Source organism: Streptomyces sp. NRRL F-2664 (assembly GCF_000719345.1).
Taxonomy (GTDB): domain Bacteria; phylum Actinomycetota; class Actinomycetes; order Streptomycetales; family Streptomycetaceae; genus Streptomyces.
Genome location: NZ_JOFX01000020.1, coordinates 23,199 through 41,481, shown reverse-complemented (window position 1 = coordinate 41,481; position 18,283 = coordinate 23,199). Strand labels below are relative to the sequence as shown.

The window sequence follows — 18,283 nt, the reverse complement described above, 5'->3', positions numbered from 1 at the left end:
CTTCGCGGTTCATAGGCGTTCGGGTGCGTCCATGCCGAGCAGGGCCAGGCCGCCGGCCAGCACCGTCCCGGCGGCGTCGGCGAGTGCCAGCCGGGCGCGGTGGGCGGCCGAGGGTTTCTCGTCCCCCTGGGGCAGGACGCGGTGCTGGAAGTCGAGCAGCGCGTCGGCGAGCTCGACGAGGTTGCGTACGAGCCGCTCGGGCGCGCGGTGGTGCGCGGCGGCTTCGAGGACGAGGGGGTGGTCGGCCAGGAGGCGCAGCAGGGCGGGGGCGTCGTCGACCTCGCCCGCCTCCGGGTGGAAGCCCAGTTGGGCGGCGTTGCGTACGAGGGCCCGGCTGCGGGCGTGGGCGTAGCGGACGCGGAAGAACTCGCTGGCCTCGCCCTGGTGCAGCAGCGTGGCGCAGAAGGAGGGGGTCTCGCGGGCGGGCACGGCGAGCATCGCCCAGCAGGCGGCATCGGCGCCGTAGCGGGCGACGACGTCGCCGTCGCGCCGGGCGACGGGGGCTGCGGCCAGGGTGTCCGGCAGGTCGCGCTCGGTGCCGCCCTCGGCGGCCACGAGCCGCAGCACGCTGCGCCGTACGACCCGCTCGCGCAGCCCGAGCCCGCTCTCGTCCGCGGGCAGGACATGGGCCGCGCCGCCGCGGACGTCCCGGATGGCGATGTCGCGGACGATCACTTCGGTGATGACGGCGGGCGCGGAGGGGGCGGGCAGCACGAAGTTCAGGAATCCGGCTCCGGTGACCTCGACGCTCTCGATGCCCGGCTCGGCGCCGAGCCGGCGCGCCAGTACGCCGGCCACGTCCCGGGTCGGGCATCCGGCGGCCCTGGCGATCTGGAAGGCGACGGGGGTGGCGTAGTCCCCCACCCCGCCGGGCCGGGTCCGCTCGACGACGACCCGCCCGGGCGCGACCGCCCCGACGGCCAGCTCCCCGTCGGCGACGGCGTGGCGCACGGCGCGTACGACGCAACGGGAGAGGTCGGCGGGGGTCACGACACCCAGCCTAGGCGAGACGCCACCCCACCCCACGAACGGTTTCGCCATGTGAACACCACCTGGGGGCCCCGCGCGACGGAACCCACGGGCCGGGGCCCGCGGGGCGCGCGCCGGAGCACACCACCGGCAGGGGCACCGGGAGGCCTGCGGACAGGGCCCGGCGGACAGGGCCCGCGGGAGCGCGAGGGAACACACCGGCCGGGACATGGGGCGCCCTGCGGACGGGACCCGGGGGGGTGCGGGGGGGGGAACACACCAGCGGCCGGGGCACCGGGAGCCCTGCGGACAACGCCCGGCGGGACGCGCGACGGAACACAACTGACCCGGGCACCGGGAAAGCGCCGCCGGCGCTACCCGCCGCGGAGCACGGCGTAGGCCGCGGGCCATACGACCGCCGACATCGGCGGCCGATCACTGCGGAGCGCGCGGTCTTCCCCCGCTGTGTCGGCAGGCGCGACTGCCCGGGCGCAGTTCGGCTGTGGCCCCGCAGGGCGGGAAGCGCCCGGGAACGCGACCAGGCGGCGGGGACCACATGAGCAACGCCCCCGCGGTCGGCCGCTGCAGCGCTACGTGCAGCTGTGCGCCGCAGACGCGGCAGGGCGGCAGGCTTGGCCGGACGCCGACGCAAACAGCAATGCCCCCTCGTCGGGGGCAAGCACCCCGGAACCCACACGGGCGCGGGACGCCACAAGCACGGCACACCCGGCCGGCCCGGCGGGACACGGCTCAGCCGTGACCTCTTCCCGCAGGAGCCCCTTTCCTCCCGTCGCGCTGGTCCTTGCGCTCGGCGAGCCGGCGGACGACGCGTACGAGCTCGGTGGGCTCGAAGGGCTTGGCGAGGAAGGCGTCGACCCCGGCGGCGATCCCGGCCTCGACCTCCTGCTGCGAACAGGCGCTGACGATGGCGACGGGCACGTCGCGCGTCCGCGGATCGGCCCGCAACTGCGCGACCGCCCCGAACCCGTCCAGTCGCGGCATGACCACATCAAGGGTGATCACGTCAGGACGCACCCGATGCACCACATCCAGGCACTCGGCACCATCGTTCGCGGTCACGACCTCGAAGCCCTCCAGCTCGAGATTGACCTTGATCAGCTGCCGGATGACCTTGTTGTCGTCGACAACGAGGACCCGACCCGAGACGCCTGGCACAACTCGAGAGTAGGTCCGCCCGGGCCCCCGCGTCCGGGTTTTTGCCACTTCCACCCCGTGCGGGCGACCCACTCCCCCGTCCTCCACAAACCGGTTCCTGATCACCCCATGGAAGCTGGTAGTGTTCAACCCGTCGCCGCACCACAAGCGACACGCCCCCGTAGCTCAGGGGATAGAGCAACGGCCTCCGGAGCCGTGTGCGCAGGTTCGAATCCTGCCGGGGGCACTCCAGCAGAGACAGCGCGATCACGCCGCTGACCAGCTGAAGTGCCAAGCATGAAGGCCCGAACTCAGTCCCACTGAGTCCGGGCCTTTGTCGTTGTTACGCACTGGTCCCGTGTGAGGAGCGTGTGGGTACAGCGCCAACCGAACCCTATTCACCCGCCCGCATGAACAGTCATCATGATCCGGTGCGCTCGTTCCTCCCCAACCTGCCAACTTCGCCCAGGCGTCTGCCGACCTGGGTTCGTCGTGTTGTGCTCTCCGCCAATGGTGGCTACTGCACGTACTGCAGCAGCGATGGAACTCGGGCAGAGGTCGTTGACCACGTGGAGCCCTTGGAGTGGGGCGGGGCGAACAACATCACCAATCTCGTCCCCGCCTGCCGTCCCTGTAACGCCAGCAAAAGTGATCGCACGCCTCTTCAGTGGCGCCGGAGCCTGGAACGCCGTCACTACGACCCGAGGTGGTGGGACGATCCTCCCTTCCCTGATTACGTCTTGTCGTTGACGGACGAAGGCCTACTCAAGCTGCTCGCAAGGGTGCAGTCCGAAGTAGCGGAGTTGGCCCGCCCCTACCAGGAACGGGCCGCTGCGAAAATGAAACGACAAGCCGCCATCCTGGCCGAGGATCTTCTGCACCTCAGGGATAGCCAGCAGGCCGAACTTCGCAAGGCGATGCTTTCGCTGCTCTCCGGCTAGCGGTACCCCGAATACGCGATCACGCCTTCCGGGGCCGTACGCACAGGTTCGGATACTGCCGGGGGCACTCCAGCAGAGACAGTGCGAGCACGCCGCTGACCAGCTGAAGTGCAGGCACGAAGGCGAACTCAGTCCCACTGAGTCCGGGCCTTCGTCGTTGTCACGCACTGGTCTCGGGTGAGGGGCCTGCGGGCCACACGTCAGTCGGACGCCTCCCTGATCACCCGCCGCGCCCGCTCGTAGTACTGCTCCCGGGTCCCGTCGAGCCCACTGGCATCCGGGCGCGTCGTGAGATTCGACAACGCCTCAGCTGTTCCTTCCGCCCACCCGCCGTAGGCATCGAAGACGGCGTTGGCCCTCCGCCGGAGCTCCAGGTCCGGCATGACCTCGATGACGGGCAGGGCGTCGTCATGGTGCCGGCGGACGACGGCGGCGCACTCGTCGTACAGGAGCGTGGCGGCCAGGGTGTCGGCTGCCTCCGTGGCCTCACCGATCTTCGCCCGGAAGTCCTGGAGCATCTTCGAGATGGTCGTAGAGGTGGCGACCACCTGCTCCCGAATTCGCTGCTCGTGCGACAGCTTGGCCTCGTGCTCGCGCTTGGCCGCCTCCTGGGTATCGGCGTGCTCTTGCCTCCTCCTCTCAGTCCGTCCCGTGAAGTAGTGGGTGATCCAGGCCGCGGCGGCCGAGCTGATGAGCACAGCTCCGGCAGAGATCGCCGCCGTGACCCACTGGCTGTCCTGCACCACCGTGGTCACGGACCCCGTCGTGGTCGTCGTCTGCCGGCCGCCGCACCCGGATATGACCAACAGGATCCCCAACAGCCCTAACCGGCTCGCCACTTGTCGCATGAGCGCAGATTAGTGTGAGCCATTCCTCGTGCTCACAGAGGTTCTGCCCATCCCATGGCTTTCGCGATCTTCGCGTTGTTCAGCTCCTCGTGGCCGTCGATGCAGCCTTCGTATCGCCGGTGAATGACCTCTGGCGAGTTGCCGGCACGGCGGGCGACCTCAGCCACCGGAACTCCGGCGTTCAGCCAGTTCGTGATGCAGGTGTGCCGCAGGTCGTACGGCCGCCGCGCGAGCGGCGAGGCGGCTCGGTCGGGAGGCAGGGCGAATGCCCGCGCCTCCTGCCAGACCCTCCAGTAGCTGGACGTCCCCAGCACGCCGCCTCGCTCGTTGGCGAAGAGCCGGCCACCCTGAGCCGTGCCGAACTCCTCGATGTGCTCCCGGAGCATCGTCACCAGGATCGGCGGAATGGGCACCGGCCGGTCCGCCTTAGCCTCGCGCGACTTGAGGCCGCGCTTGTCGTGGCGCTTCCCGGAGTCGGTCCACTTCTTGCCAGATACAGGCAGCGTCTCCCTGAGCGTGAGCGTGCCCCACCCCGTTTCGGGAAGGTGGCAGTCCTGCTCCCTCAGCCCGACCGCTTCCGCCGGCCGCATCGCCGCGTAGAGCTGGCAGGCGAAGAACGCGACGAGCCGCCGCCCGCGATTGCGGTGGACTGAGCCGACGTAGGAGACCGCGGTCAGGAGCTGGGTTCCCTGGACGGCATTGACCAGAACCCTGGGGTCCACCGCGTCGCCACCTTTGGGCCCCGCCCGCTTCACCCCGACGAGAGGGTTCGCGTCCAGGTAGCCCGATTCGATGGCGTACTCCATGGCGGTGTTGAAGCCGCGGCGGCGGCGCTTGTAGGTCTCCCCCGCCGCCGGGGTGTCGTCCAGCTTGAACGAGAGCCGGTACTGGACGTCCCGGAGCACTCTCGGGTCCTCTAGGTCCGAGAGAGGCCGGGAGCGCTGCGAGAGCCACGTACAGGGCTTCACGAGCTCTGGCGGAGGCTCCTCGCCCTTGTGGGCCGGTACGACGGCCCAGCGCACCGCCAGGCGTACCTCTTCCGGGGTGGGCGCCTTGGCACCGTCGCCCATCATCGCAATGGCCACCGTGGCGAGGCTGTCCGCCAGCCCCTCGCGGGTCTTCGCCGCGGCTGTCCGCCACCGGACGGCCATGTACTCGCGGCTGAAGTCCCACCAGGTGGGATCAGGGCGGACGTTCTCTTTGGCGGCGGCTTTCCGGACCTCGGATTCCGGTAAGCCCGATTCGACGTCGAACGGCTGCCCTTTTGTCATCGCGTTCCAAAGTTCGGAACGCCGGCTTTCGGCGAGCGCCACGGTCGCGAACGTGGCGTGCCGAACTTGCCCGGCCACGACCCATCGCAGCTGATAGGGAGCGGACTTACTGGAAAGCCTGCTGATCTTCCAAATCCGGACGTCCGTTGTCAGGGTGAGTTCCGCCGTAGGGGCCGGGCCCCTGCTGCTGCGGGGGCCCGGCACGTTCGCGGTCTTGCGGTTGGTCACGCGGCCTCTTCCAGGGTTGCGATCCAGCGCTCAAGCTCAGACCGCCGGATTCGCACCGAGCCGTTCGGGAGCTTGATGGCCTTGGGACCCTTCCTCAGCTGCCGCCAGCGGTAGAACGTCGCCAGCGGTACGCCGATCTCTTCGACGACCTGGGGGATGGTCAACATCTCGTCACGCGGTACAGCCACGGATCCTCCGGGACACAGTGGTGGGTGAAGGACGACGATGAGCGCCACACAAACCGCAGAAAGGCCGCCAACCCGATCTGACCTGCACGTCTGCGATGCGGGTTTGTGCGGTGGACACCTCCGCGGAACTTCGCGAAATTCCGCGATATTCAACGGGCCAGCTCGGCTCGTGAGGGGCGCAGGATTTTTGCGGATTGTCTGCGACTTGTGCGGCGATCCCAGCCGGATGCTCTGATGTCGCGTTTATGCAGGTCAGAGGCAGGTGGCAGGAGTTTCGCGATTGTGCGGTTTGTGCGGGCGGGGTGAGGGATGGCGGCCGCTCACCCCTCGTCCTTCCGGAGGGAGGGGTGCAACTGGTAGCGCAGTGCTGGCGGCCGGCCGCGGGCTCCAGTGCGCTGGGGCTGGTAGGAGCGGAGGTAGCCGTGCTCTTCCAGCAGCGCGGTCGTGGGTTCGAGATCGGCGATGTTGGGGAACTCCGACCGGGACAGCTTGGTGAACAGATCCCGACGGCTCACGTCCTCCCAGCCGCCTGCCCGCAGCGTCTCCAGCACTGAGCGGGCGCGCCCCACGGTGGGATCCGCGCCCATGACGTCGAAGACCCCAAGGGCGTGGGCGGTGAAGTACTCCCCCAGGGTGATCGCCGCGCGCATGGTGGCTTCGGCCACCGGCTTGGTGTGTCCACCTTCGAGGTGCTCGGCGAGGTGCAGCAGAGCTGCCATACGCACCACGGCCCCAGCGAGCTTGCCCGCCCAGTTCGCGATGTGCCCGAGCGCCCCACCGCGGGCCGCGAGCTGCGGCTCTACCCGCTGCTGGTAGATGATCAGCGCCGCGTCCGCCTCAGGGCTGAGCTGAATGACGGCCGGGTCGGTCCACTCGGCCAGCCAGAGCGTGAGCGAGAGAACGTTGCTCGCGTAAGCGGCCGCGGTCTCTTCGGGGATCGGGGCGGTGATGACCTCGCGCTCACCGACCAGGGAGCGGGGCATGGAGTACAGGAAGCGGGCCAGGAGTCCGCGCCCATCGAAGCCCTTGACCTTGGCGATGTCTCGCAACACGTCCGGCTGGACGGCCAGCCCGATCGTCAGGGCCGGGTGGTCGATGTACTCGCGCCGGGTCTGCCGGTTGACCCTCAGCCGGTCCCCCGCATGCCCTTTGAGGAACACCTCCATGTTGGGGGCCCCGGAGTAGCGTCCGGCGATGATGTCGAAGATCCCGCCCTCGGCCGACATCACGGCGAGCCTGCCGCCCTGCTCCGCGATGAGCGAGGTGACCGTCTCCGAGGTGGAGTCATCGGCCAGCAGCAGAGGTTCAACCGGCACCGCCACCGATTCGGCAGTCTGTGCCAGCCCGATCGCCTCGGCGATCAGCTCCTCGCGCTTCCCGCCGTCGGCCTTCACGGCCTTGGCCGCGGCGTTGTCAGCCGCTTCCTTGGCCAGCCGGGCGGTCATCGCCGCTTCCACGATGGCCGGAGCCATCGTCACCCGAAGCTTCTTCTCCGCCTCGTACAGCGGATCTGTCAGCAGCGCGAAGACGGCGGACTTGCGGTTGGCCGGGGGCAGCGCACAGACCACGTACAGGTTGGTGGGCTCCCTCCAGCTCCCTCGGACGTGAACGACCGACCGCCCGCCGGCCGCTGCCGCAAGTACCGACAGGGCGATCGACCCGGCCAGGTCGATGGGTGTCTGTGTCTCCTCGGCGACGGCCTTCACGAACGAGCCGAGCCAGGCCGGAAAGACGTGCGCGGGGAAGGCGGGAAGCTCACGACGCCCGCTGAGCGGGATGGGCTCCTCCCACACGGGCTCGGTGGGCTGGGGTTCGTCGGTCGCGTCCATGCCCGCCCACAGGTCGCCGTCCACGGGGTGTCCGGTCATGCCGCGTCTCCCGTGGTGTTGCGGAAGCTGCGGTGAATGCCGTCTCGGATGCTGGCAGCGATCCGGGAGGGGGCGAGCCCCTTCGGTGCGGCAGCGGTGAGCGCGTCGGTGACTTCCGTCTCGGTGAGGGTGCCTGCGGCGATCAGGCGGCCGAGGGCGTAGGCCGCGTTGTAGAGGGTGGTGTTCTGGGTGCCGGTGACAGCGGCGGCGACCTTGGCGACCTCACCGTTCAGGGCGGCCGCCGCGTACCGGTCCGCTTTTCCGATCCGGGAACGGAGAACGGACACGGGGACCGGGGCGGGTGCGGGTGGCGTGGTGAGCAGGTCACCGAGCCACGTGGGGAGGGGGGCCGGGGGCGAGTCGTGAATGATCTCGTACGACCCGGTGCCGACGGTGCTGCCGGCGGCGACCACGTACCCGCCCCAGGCTCGCGTGTCGACCTTCCACCCCAGCCGCCCTGCGCTCCCACGTAGCCGCATTTCGACAGGGGCGGTGAAGTACAGGTGCTGTCCGCCACGGCGGGTGCGCACCGTAAACGTCTCGGTCGGCAGCCGCTCACCCGCGCGCTCGCAGATCATGGCGAACACGTCCAGGCCATCGGTCGCCCCCGCCCAGTCCTCGGGCGCGGGTCCGTCGTGGTCCTTGGGGACGTCGAGGTCCACGACCAGGAGTCCGGCCGGGCCGGTGGCGATGCCGACGTTGTACGGGGCCGCCTGCCAGCACGCAGTGATCTGCCGGTGGTCGAGGGTGGCGCGCTGCTCGGGGGTGCGGTGGCCGTCCGTGCAGCGGCCGATGCCGGGGCAGTTGCGTTCGGGGTGACCTGCGGGCCGCTTGTCCCCAGGGCGCAGGGGGAAGACGGGCCAGCCGCGCTCTGCGGCGGCCAGGGCGGCGCACAGCAGCGCCGGGATGGGGGTTGGTGTCATGCTGGGGATCTCCTGTTTCTGTCGAAGGGACGGAGAACCGGGGCGGCCGCGGTCTTTGGCGAGAGGCGACCGCCCCGGGCACAGCTAGTGGTGCCGCTTCCAGAGGGCGTACTCCTGGCGGACGTAGCCGCGGGGGTCGCGGATGCTGTCCGGGTGATCCGGGGTGTACGGACCGTCGGCGTAGCCGCTGGGGCCGAGGCCGGCGGTCTGGTCGATGTCCATGAGGCGGCGGGCCGCTTCGACGGCGAGGGTGGCGGCGTCGCCGCTCACGGGGTCGTCGTCGGTGAGGGCGATCCGGTCCAGGAGCGCGGCCTTGCGGAGCCAGAACTCGCGGACATGGACGCCGTGCAGGCAGTCGCGGACGCCTCGGGCGGTCCATCCGATCTCGCTGATGACGCTCGGCGCGGCGGCGTAGGCGGTCACGGGTGCGGGCCAGTGGCTCGGCTGCTGCTCGGCGGTGACGTACAGCCGGACGCGCTCGCCGTCGCGGGTGGGGTGCCGGCGGACCGGGCCGGTCGTGAACGTCTCGGACAGGGCCTTGGTGATCTCGGGTGCCTCAGCCGGACTGCAGATGACGCGGATCTCGAACATGGCTGGCTCCTTCACCCTCGGAAGTTGTTGCGCTTGAATACGGCCCGGCGGATGTTGACGACCGTCCCGCCGTTGCCGCGGCCGTGGTTGGTGCCGAGGACCTGGGTGGCGATGAAGCCGCCGAAGATGACGGCGGCCAGGATGACGAGTTGCTGGATGAGCGCGGCAACGGCGGCGATGAACGTGGTCAGGAGCATCAGCCCGCTGCAGGCCGCGGCGAACCCGATGCCACCGAGGGCGATGTTGACGGCGAGCGGGTTGATGGCCGGCCGTTCCGGGACCGGCTCGGGGGCCTTGGTGAGGGCGATGGCGTAGCCGGTGATGATGCGACCGTCGGGGAGCTGGATGGTCTGGACGTCCGGAACGGCGTGCGGGTGGTGGACGGCCAGCGGGGCGGGCGTGAGGGGGACCGGGTGGTGGGTCTCGGTGGTCTCCCAGCGGGCGGGGTCATGGTGGTTCACGGCGGTGCCTCCTTACTCGGCGATGTCGGTGACCGCGACGGCGGCGGACTTCACGAGGTTGGTGATGGGCTCGTAGGCGCCGGTCCCGGCGGTGAAGAAGCCGAAGAGGAACAGGACCATCGCGGCTCCGGCTCCGGCGGACTTGGACTTGAGGACGAAGAACGATCCAGCGCCGAAGAGCAGGACGGCGGAGATGGTGAAGGTCATGGCGACTCCAGTCGGTGTGGGGTTCAGCGGGTGCCGTTGCGGTAGGTGCGGGCCCACAGGTTGTAGAGGTGGCGGCCGACCCGGATGCGGATGCCGTGGCCGTCGCAGCGGCGGCAGTGCTTGCCGCGCTTGGGCCTGCCCTTGCGGTCGTGGGTGAGGGCGAAGCCCAGCCCGTTGCACTTGCGGCAGCGGCCGAACGGCGAGGCAGCACACAGGCCCGCGTAACCGAGCGTGAACAGCAGGGCGAGGACGCTAGCGAGCAGGAAGAGGGTCACAAGAGGCCTCCAGGGCGGGATTCGACGGTTTCCGCAGGTGGGCCGCTATCCGCTAGCGACCTGATCAGATGGCATACGGGCCGCTAGCGGGGTCGCTAGCGCTAGCGACGTCCGCTGCTAGCACTAGCGGCCCCATGCGGCTAGCCCGCGTCCCGCTTCTTGTTGCGTTCTGTAATCGCCTTGGCGATGTGTGCGCGTTCGATGCCGCGCTTGTTGACGGTCTTGCCGTCGATGCGGCGGCCGATCTGGTCGGTGCCGATGCCGTACGGCTTGAGCGCCGCGGTGAGCTGTTCGGCCTTGGGCTTGGGATCCATCTCGGCCCACGGCCCGTAGACCTCGGGGCGGTGGTCGGCGAGCCGGTCCACGATGGTTTCGGACCAGATCTTGGCCTCGCCCTTGCCGATGACGGCGGCGATGTCGTCCAGGATCGTGGCGAGCGCGGCATCGGCCGGCGCCTCTCCGGCGGCGTCGCCGGAGAGCGTGCCCTCCGACTCCCGGAGGGCCTGAGCGCGGGTGAGGATGGTCTCCGCGTCGCGGCCGTCGGCAAGGTAGGTGCGGACGATTCCGGCGTCGTCGGACATGCCCTTGAGCAGGCCGACTCCCTTGTGGGACTTGAGGAGGCGGGAGGCATCCAGGCCCTCGCCGTACGATCCGGCGCCGAGGATGGTCTCCGAGACCTGGTAGGCGCCGACCCGCAGGGCGAATCGGGCCTGGTGCTGGTCGCGGAGCACGGACGGGCAGGCTGTGTCGTCGGGCTTCTGAGTCGCGGTCATCACCGAAACACCGACGGCCGGCGCGACGCGTGCGAGGAAGACCAGCAGGTCAAGGATGGTCTTCCCGTGGACAGGGTGCATCAGGTACTCCTGCACCTCATCCACCACGAAGAGCACGAGCGGCATGCCGTACTTCTTGTCTCGCGCGATGGTCGGGGTGAGCTTGCCCTCCGGGCAGACGTGCAGCGGGAGTTCGGAGAGCCGGTGGTAGCGGTCCTCCACATCGGCCTTGAGCTCCTGGAGCGAGTTGACCAGATGCATGACCGGGTCCACCCCGCCCTGCGGCACCGTGCCGAAGCCAACCCGATGGGCGACCATCGAGAACTTCCTCCAGTCCGGGGATGCCTTGCCGTCGAACACGTACAGGCGGACGTACGGGTCCAGGGCCGCGGCGAGCGCGATGGTGCGGGCGGAGAACGTCTTGCCCTGGCGAGGGACGGCGCCGACGAGGAGCGAGAGCCAGAGCATGCTGATCTCGACCTCGACTCCGCGCTCGTCCCGACCCCACGGGAAGGGCTTCCAGAAGTCCACCCGGTCCGCGCCGAGGAGCGGGGTCCGGCCGGTCGGAACGGCGAGCGGGTCGCGGTTGGCCACCCACATGGAGACCCGGCGTGAGCTGGTCGTATCGCGGTCCAGGAACACCTGGGTCTCGGCGACATCGATGCCCGAGGCGAGCGCGTCGCGCTTCTTGACCGCGTCGGAGAACGTCTTGCCGTACGGGAGGTCCACGACGACGCGCCAGCCGTCGCCGTCCTGCCGGATGGGCTGCGGGAAGGCGATGCCCTGATCCGGCTTGGTGAGTCCGGCCGCCAGGAAGGCGCGGGTCACGATGTCCGAGGTCAGCTTGCGGTGGCGGAACTTCACCTTCGCCGCATCGATCAGCGGCCGGTCCGCCGGCGCGCCCACCCAGCCGAGCGCCCCGGTCAGGGCGATCAGGGCCAGGGTGAGGAGCCAGGCCGGGGCGAGCACCCACATGGCCAGAGCCGCGCCGAGGCCGATCACGTTGGCCAGGGTGGCGATGATGCTGCGGAGCTTCACCCGGGCGTCCCGCTGCCGGGAGAGCTTGAGGTACTCCCCCGCGTCCTCGGTCCGGACTGCGGCGAGGCGGACCGGAAGGCCCTCGGCGTCGGAGACCCAACGGCCGGTCGCCCCCACCCAGCGGAAGGCGCCGCGCGGGGCGTAGGCCAGCAGCTTCGCCGAGTACACGGGGGTCCGCACCAGGTGGTAGGCGGTGGTCTGGCCGTAGTGGCCGACCGCCCACTTGGCGACGGCGGCTCGCTGCTTTGCGCTGGTCAGCCAGTCCGGAAGTACCGGCCGGCGGGCCTTGTCCTTGGCCTCGATCACCTCGGCGATCGAGGGCGGGAACTCGTGCTTGGGAGGGTCGACCGGATCGCCCTCCGCGACGGTCCCGCTGTCGTCCGGCTGGTCATCGGGGAGTTCGGCCTCCCACTCCCCCGGCCTGGCCTCGCCCGGGGCCAGCGGCTCGGTCTTGCCCTTCTTTGCGGGGAACGGCAGGACCGACGCCGACCCCGGGGAGTTCTGCGTGCTGTCCGGCTCTTCGTCCGGCTGCTCGATGAGGTGGATCTCAGACACGGTGGGTCTGCTCCCTCTGTAGCGGTGGGAAGGGGCCCGGACGGCGCTGTGGGCGGCCGACCGTCCGGGGTTGTAGCTCGCGATCTGTGCGGTCAGGCGGCGCGCTGTTCTTCGGGGTAGGCGCAGGGGACGCACATGCCGAGCGAGGCCGGAATGACGTATCCGGCGTCGGTGGTGCACTGGGGGCAGGTGCGGCGGGCGAGCATCGCCAGAGCGAGCGCTCCCCACTTGCGCGAAGTCATGGGCCGGACCGGCTTGGCCAGGTCAACGCGGTACAGGTAGGCCACCAACGGCTCACGCCGGAACCGGGGCCGCAGGAGCTGCGCGGCGATTGGCTGGCCACCGGGCCGCAGTCCCTCGGCGCGGAGTTGGCGGCGGGTGGCCAGGCCCTCGGGGGCCAGGCGCCACGGGTAGGTCGGTATCCCGAAACGGGCGCCTTCCGGGTCGAAGCACTTGGCGAACCTCAGCGAGGCCATCAGGCTGCCTCAGGCTCGGCGCGCTCGGCTTTGAGCGCGTCTCGCAGCGTCCGGCCGTTGGCGGACGACGTACGGACCGCCTTGCGGATCCCTTCCGCCGTCAGTCGGGCGTCGGGCCAGTCGGCCGTGACCGACCGGGCTTCGGCGAGGAGTTCGTCCGGGGTGCGAGTCGGTCGGGGCGTACGAGCCGACTGCGGCACCCGACCAGTCGCCCGACGGGGAGCGGACTCGGCGGCCGCGACTGCCCGCGCAGGAGTCGACTGGGGAAGCTCGACCGGCACGGCTGCCGGCACCGACTCGCCCCGTCCGGCCGCCTCGATGGCGGGAACCGGGTCGGCCGACTCGGGCAGGGATACGTCGGCAGCAACGGTCGGGCTCTCGGCAGTCGACTTGTGCAGGTCAGACCCCAACCGATTTTCGGTGATATCAGGCGTTACATCCCGATCTGCGGTTCCGGTGAACATGGCGGCGAGGGCGGCGTCCGCGCCGCTGGTGAGCCGGTCGCGCTGAACGTCCAGGAGCCTGGCACCCAGCGACGCGTCGCCCAGCCCCACCTTCCTGGCCAGCCGCCACGATGTCCGGTCGGACCACTTCCGCACCCAACCCGACGGATGGTTCGCGGCACGACCCCGGTGGTACGCCAGGGCACGTACCACGGCGGCCGCTTTGGCTTCGGCCTCGGCGTCGCGGCCGTCCTGGTGGACCACGATCCGCCGGGCCAGGAACGCCATGCCCTCGGCCGATACGCACATGCCCATCGGCGTAACGGCGTAGATCACCGTGCGGCCCGGTCCATCGGCGGCCATCGCGGCCATGACCGAGGCAGCGGCGGGCAGGGCCCACAAGCCCACCCGGATGATCCCCGGGGAGGACTGCCCCAGCATCGTCAGGCCGAGCAGTACGAGCGCCAGCACGGCGGTCGCACCCTCACCGGCCGCCACCGCTCCTACCGCCGTACCCGAACCGTAGGCGCGGCGGATGTTGCTGAAGGTGCCCGCTCCACCAGCGACGCCGGTGGCCACCATGGGCACGAACGCGGCCGTCAGAACGACCCTCTGCACCTTGGTCAGCGACCTGCGAGACGTCATCACGCCGCCTCACCACCGGTGCCACGTCGGCCGTCCCGGCGGCCGTTGACCGTACGCAGCTCCGGCACGGTCAACCGCTGCGCGATGCGCCAGCCCCCGCCGCGCTGCTTGGCCCGGTACATCTGCTCATCGGCACGGCGCAGCAGAGTGGAGAGCTCCGCGGCGCCGGCGCGGTAGTAGGCGGCCCCGATCGACGCGTGCACCTCGACCAGGTGGCCGTCGAACGGCACCGGCCGGTCCAGTCGAGCGGTGAGCATGTGCAGGTCTGCGCGGAGCTTGTCGACGCCGTAGCCGGGGATGACGGCGGCGAACTCGTCTCCGCCCAGACGACCGGCCACACCGGCGCGCTCCTCGGCCCACCCGCCCAGACGCCGGCCGGTGGCGCGAATGATCGCGTCTCCGGCCGCGTGGCCGAGGGTGTCGTTGATCTCCTTGAACCGGTTGAGGTCCAGGACGATAACGGCGAGCTGGCACTTCCGGGCGAGGCTCTTGCGAGCGCGCTCCTCGAACGGGTCCCGCGTCCACAAGTCGGTGAGCGGGTCGCGGCGGGCGGTCTCGATCCGGCGCCGCATCCATAGGCTGTGAACCGACCAGCCGGATGCGAGCGGTAAGGCGACGGACAGGGCGGTCAGGGTGTGGCTCATGCCGCGGCCCCCTTGCCGCCCTTGTGCGACGGGCGGCGGCTGGCGGGCCGCCGCACCAGCGGGCTGATGTTGAACAGCTCCGGGGCGTTGGCCTCGATCACCAGGGCGGCGATCCAGCTCACGTCGTCGGGCAGGTTGGGGTTCTCGGCGAGGATGTCGCGGGCCGCGTCCAGGCGGGCCGCGCGCTCCTCCTCGGTCTCCCCCTCCACCCCGAGCCAGAGCTCCAACGGGGTGCCGAGGGCCAGTTCGATGAACTCCTCGACATTGGCGGCCTCCTGGCCGCCGATGTACGTACGCATCGTCGTTCTCCTGAAGTCGAAGGGATACCGAGGCGGTCGCGGTCTTTGGCGAGAGGCGACCGGCCCCGGGGATAGAGCGGGCCTTCCGGGCAGGGCAAACGAGGGTCGATCGCAGCTACCGGCAGGGCAGTTGCGGCCTGTTGATCCGCGCTTCCGCGACGCTCAACTCTGCCTCAGAGTGCACTGTGAGGCAGAGTTGCGCAAGCCCTTCTCCGGGGAAGAGCGGGGCGGGCGCTAGCTCTCCCTGGGCCGCTTGGGCACACTGAGGCAGTGACGGCGAAGAGACATGAGGTGCAGATGGTCGAGTGGACCGGCAAGCCCGCCTACCAGCAGGTGGCGGAGCAGCTGCGGCGGAGGATCGCGGCCGGCGAGTTCGCGGAGTCCCGCAAGCTGCCGTCCCTGGCGGACCTCCAGGCAACGTACGGCGTCACCGTGACCGTGGCTCGCGACGCCATCCGCCAGCTCAAGACGGACGGCCTCGCGGTCAGCCACCAGGGCAAGGGGGCGTTCCTGACCGCGGAGGCCTCCGACGCCGCGAAGCTCGCCAGCCCCGAGAACGCGATCGCTGAGCTCCGCGACCAGGTTGCCCGGCTCCAGGGCGAGGTCGCCGAACTCCGCGAGCGGGTCGTGGGGCTGGAGGAGAAGTAGATCCTGGCGCCCGCCGCGCCGGCCGTCGCCGGCGGGCCGCGCGATGGGTTCACGAGCGGCAGTTGTTGTCACGATCTTGCCCCCTTCGTTCGGATCGAATGGAGGGCTCCGACCTGCGTCGCTAGGCTGTCGTCCGCCCCTCTGCACCCTTTGTAGACCGGGCAGTTGAGTGACCGACAGGTCTGCTATGTGGCCGCCAGGAGGCGGCCACATAGGCCGCATGAGGGGGACGAGTGGGGCAGCGACCGAACGACCTGACACCGCATGCAAGCCCTCAGCACTACCTCGGCGCCGAGATGCGCGCCTGGCGCACGCAGCGGGGCTTATCACTGGGCAAGCTCAGCCGATCGATCCTGTTCAACACCAGCTACATGGCCCGTGTGGAACGCGGCGGGCAGGCGGCGTCGGCCGACCTGGTCAGGGCCTACGACGACGCGCTCGGCGCCAGCGGCTCGCTCGTACGGCTCCACTCGTCGATCCTCGAAGGGGCCAGCCTGGAGGCCCTTTCCACGGTGGATGTGGCTAAACGAGGGCCCCATGTGGCCAACGGCTCTGTGGCCCTGGCTGAGGAACCGGAGACTCAGGCAACGTCGGAGGAGGGGATGTCTGTCCCCGTTCGTTCCGATGACGGAAGGATCATCTTCGTGTCCCTGTCCCGAAGGGCTCTGATCGGCGCGCTCGGCGCTGGTGCCGCGATCGCTGCGACCTCCGACTTCTCCGCAGCGGCGAGCCCTGCCCCGCGGTCTGACCTCATCGCCTCCGGGGCCGACCCGATCGAACTTCTCCAAGCCACCCGACGGGTGCTGATCGACAACGACAACCTCTTCGGCCCCCATCGGGTGATACCGACAGTCCAGCAGCAGATCGCCGCCATCAAGGAACTGCGTGCGGACCGCCGCGGCACCGACCGCCGGAAGCTCCTCCAGCTGCAGACCCAGTACTCGGAACTGTGCGGCTGGCTCTACCAGGACCTCGGGGACTTCCGCGCCGCCCAGCACTGGATGCGCGAGGCCCTGGAGGCCTCCCACATGGCGGGCGACGACGAGCTGACCACGTACATCCTGGCTCGCCGCAGTCAGCTTGCCGGCGACATGAACGACCCGATCGAGGCGGTCGACGTCGCTGAGGCCGCGGAGGACCGAGCCGCGCCGAGGAGTCGCCTGGCGGCGGTGGCTGCAACGTACGGGGCCCACGGGCACGCTCTCCGGAAAGACCCGGTGATGGCTCAGCGGGCGTACGAGCACGCGCGGGAACTCCTCGCCCGGATGGACCCGGATCCCACCTCCCCGTGGGGTGTGTGGCTCGATGGCGCGTACATAGACGTGCAGCGGGCGCACAGCCTTGCCGCACTCGGTGACCATCACGGAGCGGCTGCAGGGTTCCGCGATGCCATCAGCCGACTGCCCGCCGGCTACCACCGCGACCGCGGCGTCTACCTGGGACGGGAGGCCGTCTCCCTGGCCCGCGCGGGCGAGGCCGAGCAGGCAGCTTCCGCGGGACTGCAGGCCTTGGCCGTCGCGAAGGAAACCGGGTCCGACCGCATCGCGCGGGAGCTGGCCCAGCTCGATGGAGTACTTGATCAATGGCGTACGGTCCCTGGCGTGAGCGACTTCAAGGACGCTCTGACCGAGGCAGTACTGCGCCAGGCCTGAACTCCCTCCGCCCTGACCAGCACATGAAGGAGACCCAATGCCCCGCCCGTACGTCCTCCTGAGCGTGGCCACATCCGTGGATGGCTACATCGACGACACCAGCACCGAACGACTCCTGCTGAGCAACAGCGAGGACTTCGACCGGGTGGACCAGGTGCGCGCCGAGTCCGACGCCATCCTGATCGGCGCTGGCACGATGCGGTCCGACAACCCGCGACTGCTGGTGAACAGCGAAGAGCGACGCGCGGCACGGGTAGCCGCAGGAAAGCCCGCTTACCCCCTGAAGGTCACCATCTCGGCGAGTGGAGACCTGGAGTCCGACCTGAAGTTCTGGCACCACGGCGGAGAGAAGCTCGCCTACACCACGGACGCGGGCGAGGAGAAGCTCCGCGAGCGCCTCGCCGGCCTCGCGGACGTGGTCTCCACGGGCCCCGCCATCGACTTCGGCGCCCTGCTGGACGACCTCGGTGCCCGCGGCATAGAACGGCTGATGGTGGAGGGCGGCGGACAGATCCACACCGCATTCCTCTCCCAGGGCCTGGCCGACGAGATCCACCTCGCCATTGCCCCCCTGGTCGTCGGCGACCCGGGCGCCCCCCGCTTCCTGAACCCCGCCACGTACCCCGGCGGGTCCACCCGCCGAATGCACCTCGCCGAAGCCAGCACGATCGGCGACGTCGTTCTTCTCCGCTACCTGCCCAAGCAGGAGGGCTCCGCATGACGCACGCCGATGATGTGACCTGGATGGAGCGGGCCATCGAGCTGTCCCGCAAGTGCCCGCCGGCCGAGGGAGCCTTCTCCGTCGGCGCCATCATCGTGGGCGCGGACGGCGAGGAGCTGGCCAACGGCTACTCCCGCGAGACGGACGCCCACGTCCACGCCGAGGAATCGGCCCTGTCCAAGCTCCCGGCGGACGACCCCCGACTGGCCGGCGCAACGCTCTACAGCACGCTGGAACCTTGCTCGGAGCGCAAGTCCCGCCCCCTCACGTGCACCCAGCTGATCCTCCACTCCCCCATCCGCCGGGTGGTTATCGCCTGGCGAGAGCCGAGCCTCCTGGTAGCTGACTGCGTGGGCGTGGAAACCCTCCGAGCAGGAGGCCTCCAGGTGGTGGAGCTCCACGACCTAGCTGGCCGTGCTCGGTCGGTGAATGATCACCTGCTGGCGTAGCTGACTCCATCCCAA

The 18,283-nt window shown here is 70.1% G+C and carries 21 protein-coding genes and 1 tRNA gene; 6 read left to right on the top strand and 16 right to left on the bottom strand.

The window, feature by feature from the left end; translation table 11 throughout:
• Positions 1-9: 9 nt before the first annotated feature.
• Together nrtL and IF89_RS0118530 are read right to left on the bottom strand one after the other, a co-directional pair.
• On the bottom strand, positions 10-990 hold the full coding sequence (gene nrtL / locus IF89_RS0118535; protein WP_030768853.1) for an ArgS-related anticodon-binding protein NrtL: 981 nt from the start codon (positions 988-990) through the stop codon (positions 10-12).
• 729 nt (positions 991-1,719) lie between these two features.
• Entirely contained in the window at positions 1,720-2,217 is a 498-nt protein-coding gene (locus tag IF89_RS0118530; RefSeq protein WP_199820523.1) for a response regulator, read from the bottom strand.
• An 82-nt stretch (positions 2,218-2,299) separates the two neighbouring features.
• Between IF89_RS0118530 and IF89_RS0118525 the strand changes: the two genes are divergently transcribed.
• Together IF89_RS0118525 and IF89_RS42160 are read left to right on the top strand one after the other, a co-directional pair.
• Positions 2,300-2,371, top strand: a tRNA-Arg gene (locus IF89_RS0118525).
• A 163-nt stretch (positions 2,372-2,534) separates the two neighbouring features.
• Positions 2,535-3,065, top strand: a complete 531-nt coding sequence (locus IF89_RS42160) for an HNH endonuclease (protein WP_078628387.1) — start codon at positions 2,535-2,537, stop codon at positions 3,063-3,065.
• 200 nt (positions 3,066-3,265) lie between these two features.
• Here the strand turns inward: IF89_RS42160 and IF89_RS0118515 are convergent, their stop codons facing one another.
• From IF89_RS0118515 to IF89_RS0118450, 14 genes are all read right to left on the bottom strand, one after another.
• Positions 3,266-3,820 carry a hypothetical protein gene (locus IF89_RS0118515; protein ID WP_158717884.1) on the bottom strand — a complete coding sequence of 185 codons (555 nt, stop codon included), beginning with the start codon at positions 3,818-3,820 and terminating at the stop codon, positions 3,266-3,268.
• Positions 3,821-3,945: 125 nt separating this feature from the next.
• Positions 3,946-5,412, bottom strand: a complete 1,467-nt coding sequence (locus IF89_RS0118510) for a tyrosine-type recombinase/integrase (RefSeq protein ID WP_030768838.1) — start codon at positions 5,410-5,412, stop codon at positions 3,946-3,948.
• Positions 5,409-5,600 (bottom strand): helix-turn-helix transcriptional regulator, encoded by a 192-nt coding sequence (locus IF89_RS0118505; RefSeq protein WP_078628386.1) that lies wholly within the window; start codon positions 5,598-5,600, stop codon positions 5,409-5,411. The genes IF89_RS0118510 and IF89_RS0118505 overlap by 4 nt, the downstream gene beginning before the upstream one ends.
• A gap of 320 nt (positions 5,601-5,920) precedes the next feature.
• Positions 5,921-7,468, bottom strand: coding sequence for a YfjI family protein (locus IF89_RS0118500; protein ID WP_030768835.1), 1,548 nt, complete (start codon positions 7,466-7,468; stop codon positions 5,921-5,923).
• Complete coding sequence (locus tag IF89_RS0118495) at positions 7,465-8,391, bottom strand: bifunctional DNA primase/polymerase (RefSeq protein ID WP_030768832.1); 927 nt, start codon at positions 8,389-8,391, stop codon at positions 7,465-7,467. The genes IF89_RS0118500 and IF89_RS0118495 overlap by 4 nt, the downstream gene beginning before the upstream one ends.
• An 84-nt stretch (positions 8,392-8,475) precedes the next feature.
• Positions 8,476-8,982 (bottom strand): hypothetical protein, encoded by a 507-nt coding sequence (locus IF89_RS0118490; protein ID WP_030768830.1) that lies wholly within the window; start codon positions 8,980-8,982, stop codon positions 8,476-8,478.
• Positions 8,983-8,993: 11 nt separating this feature from the next.
• Complete coding sequence (locus IF89_RS0118485) at positions 8,994-9,443, bottom strand: hypothetical protein (RefSeq protein WP_030768827.1); 450 nt, start codon at positions 9,441-9,443, stop codon at positions 8,994-8,996.
• A 12-nt stretch (positions 9,444-9,455) separates the two neighbouring features.
• Positions 9,456-9,650 carry a hypothetical protein gene (locus IF89_RS0118480; RefSeq protein WP_030768821.1) on the bottom strand — a complete coding sequence of 65 codons (195 nt, stop codon included), beginning with the start codon at positions 9,648-9,650 and terminating at the stop codon, positions 9,456-9,458.
• Between the two features lie 23 nt (positions 9,651-9,673).
• Positions 9,674-9,925 carry a hypothetical protein gene (locus IF89_RS0118475; protein ID WP_030768817.1) on the bottom strand — a complete coding sequence of 84 codons (252 nt, stop codon included), beginning with the start codon at positions 9,923-9,925 and terminating at the stop codon, positions 9,674-9,676.
• Positions 9,926-10,065: 140 nt separating this feature from the next.
• Positions 10,066-12,291 carry a cell division protein FtsK gene (locus IF89_RS0118470; RefSeq protein WP_234327803.1) on the bottom strand — a complete coding sequence of 742 codons (2,226 nt, stop codon included), beginning with the start codon at positions 12,289-12,291 and terminating at the stop codon, positions 10,066-10,068.
• A 92-nt stretch (positions 12,292-12,383) separates the two neighbouring features.
• Positions 12,384-12,767 carry an RRQRL motif-containing zinc-binding protein gene (locus tag IF89_RS0118465; protein WP_030768811.1) on the bottom strand — a complete coding sequence of 128 codons (384 nt, stop codon included), beginning with the start codon at positions 12,765-12,767 and terminating at the stop codon, positions 12,384-12,386.
• Positions 12,767-13,855, bottom strand: a complete 1,089-nt coding sequence (locus IF89_RS0118460; protein ID WP_030768808.1) for a hypothetical protein — start codon at positions 13,853-13,855, stop codon at positions 12,767-12,769. The genes IF89_RS0118465 and IF89_RS0118460 overlap by 1 nt, the downstream gene beginning before the upstream one ends.
• Complete coding sequence (locus IF89_RS0118455; RefSeq protein WP_030768806.1) at positions 13,855-14,499, bottom strand: GGDEF domain-containing protein; 645 nt, start codon at positions 14,497-14,499, stop codon at positions 13,855-13,857. The genes IF89_RS0118460 and IF89_RS0118455 overlap by 1 nt, the downstream gene beginning before the upstream one ends.
• On the bottom strand, positions 14,496-14,798 hold the full coding sequence (locus tag IF89_RS0118450) for a hypothetical protein (protein ID WP_030768804.1): 303 nt from the start codon (positions 14,796-14,798) through the stop codon (positions 14,496-14,498). The genes IF89_RS0118455 and IF89_RS0118450 overlap by 4 nt, the downstream gene beginning before the upstream one ends.
• A 270-nt stretch (positions 14,799-15,068) precedes the next feature.
• Between IF89_RS0118450 and IF89_RS38090 the strand changes: the two genes are divergently transcribed.
• The 4 genes from IF89_RS38090 (at position 15,069) to IF89_RS49355 (ending at position 18,268) form a co-directional block, all read left to right on the top strand.
• Positions 15,069-15,446, top strand: a complete 378-nt coding sequence (locus IF89_RS38090) for a winged helix-turn-helix domain-containing protein (protein ID WP_158717883.1) — start codon at positions 15,069-15,071, stop codon at positions 15,444-15,446.
• A gap of 233 nt (positions 15,447-15,679) precedes the next feature.
• Positions 15,680-17,098 carry a helix-turn-helix domain-containing protein gene (locus tag IF89_RS42155; RefSeq protein ID WP_043194109.1) on the top strand — a complete coding sequence of 473 codons (1,419 nt, stop codon included), beginning with the start codon at positions 15,680-15,682 and terminating at the stop codon, positions 17,096-17,098.
• Between the two features lie 37 nt (positions 17,099-17,135).
• Positions 17,136-17,819 carry a RibD family protein gene (locus IF89_RS49360; protein WP_030768789.1) on the top strand — a complete coding sequence of 228 codons (684 nt, stop codon included), beginning with the start codon at positions 17,136-17,138 and terminating at the stop codon, positions 17,817-17,819.
• Entirely contained in the window at positions 17,816-18,268 is a 453-nt protein-coding gene (locus tag IF89_RS49355) for a deaminase (RefSeq protein ID WP_030768785.1), read from the top strand. The genes IF89_RS49360 and IF89_RS49355 overlap by 4 nt, the downstream gene beginning before the upstream one ends.
• Positions 18,269-18,283: the final 15 nt, after the last annotated feature.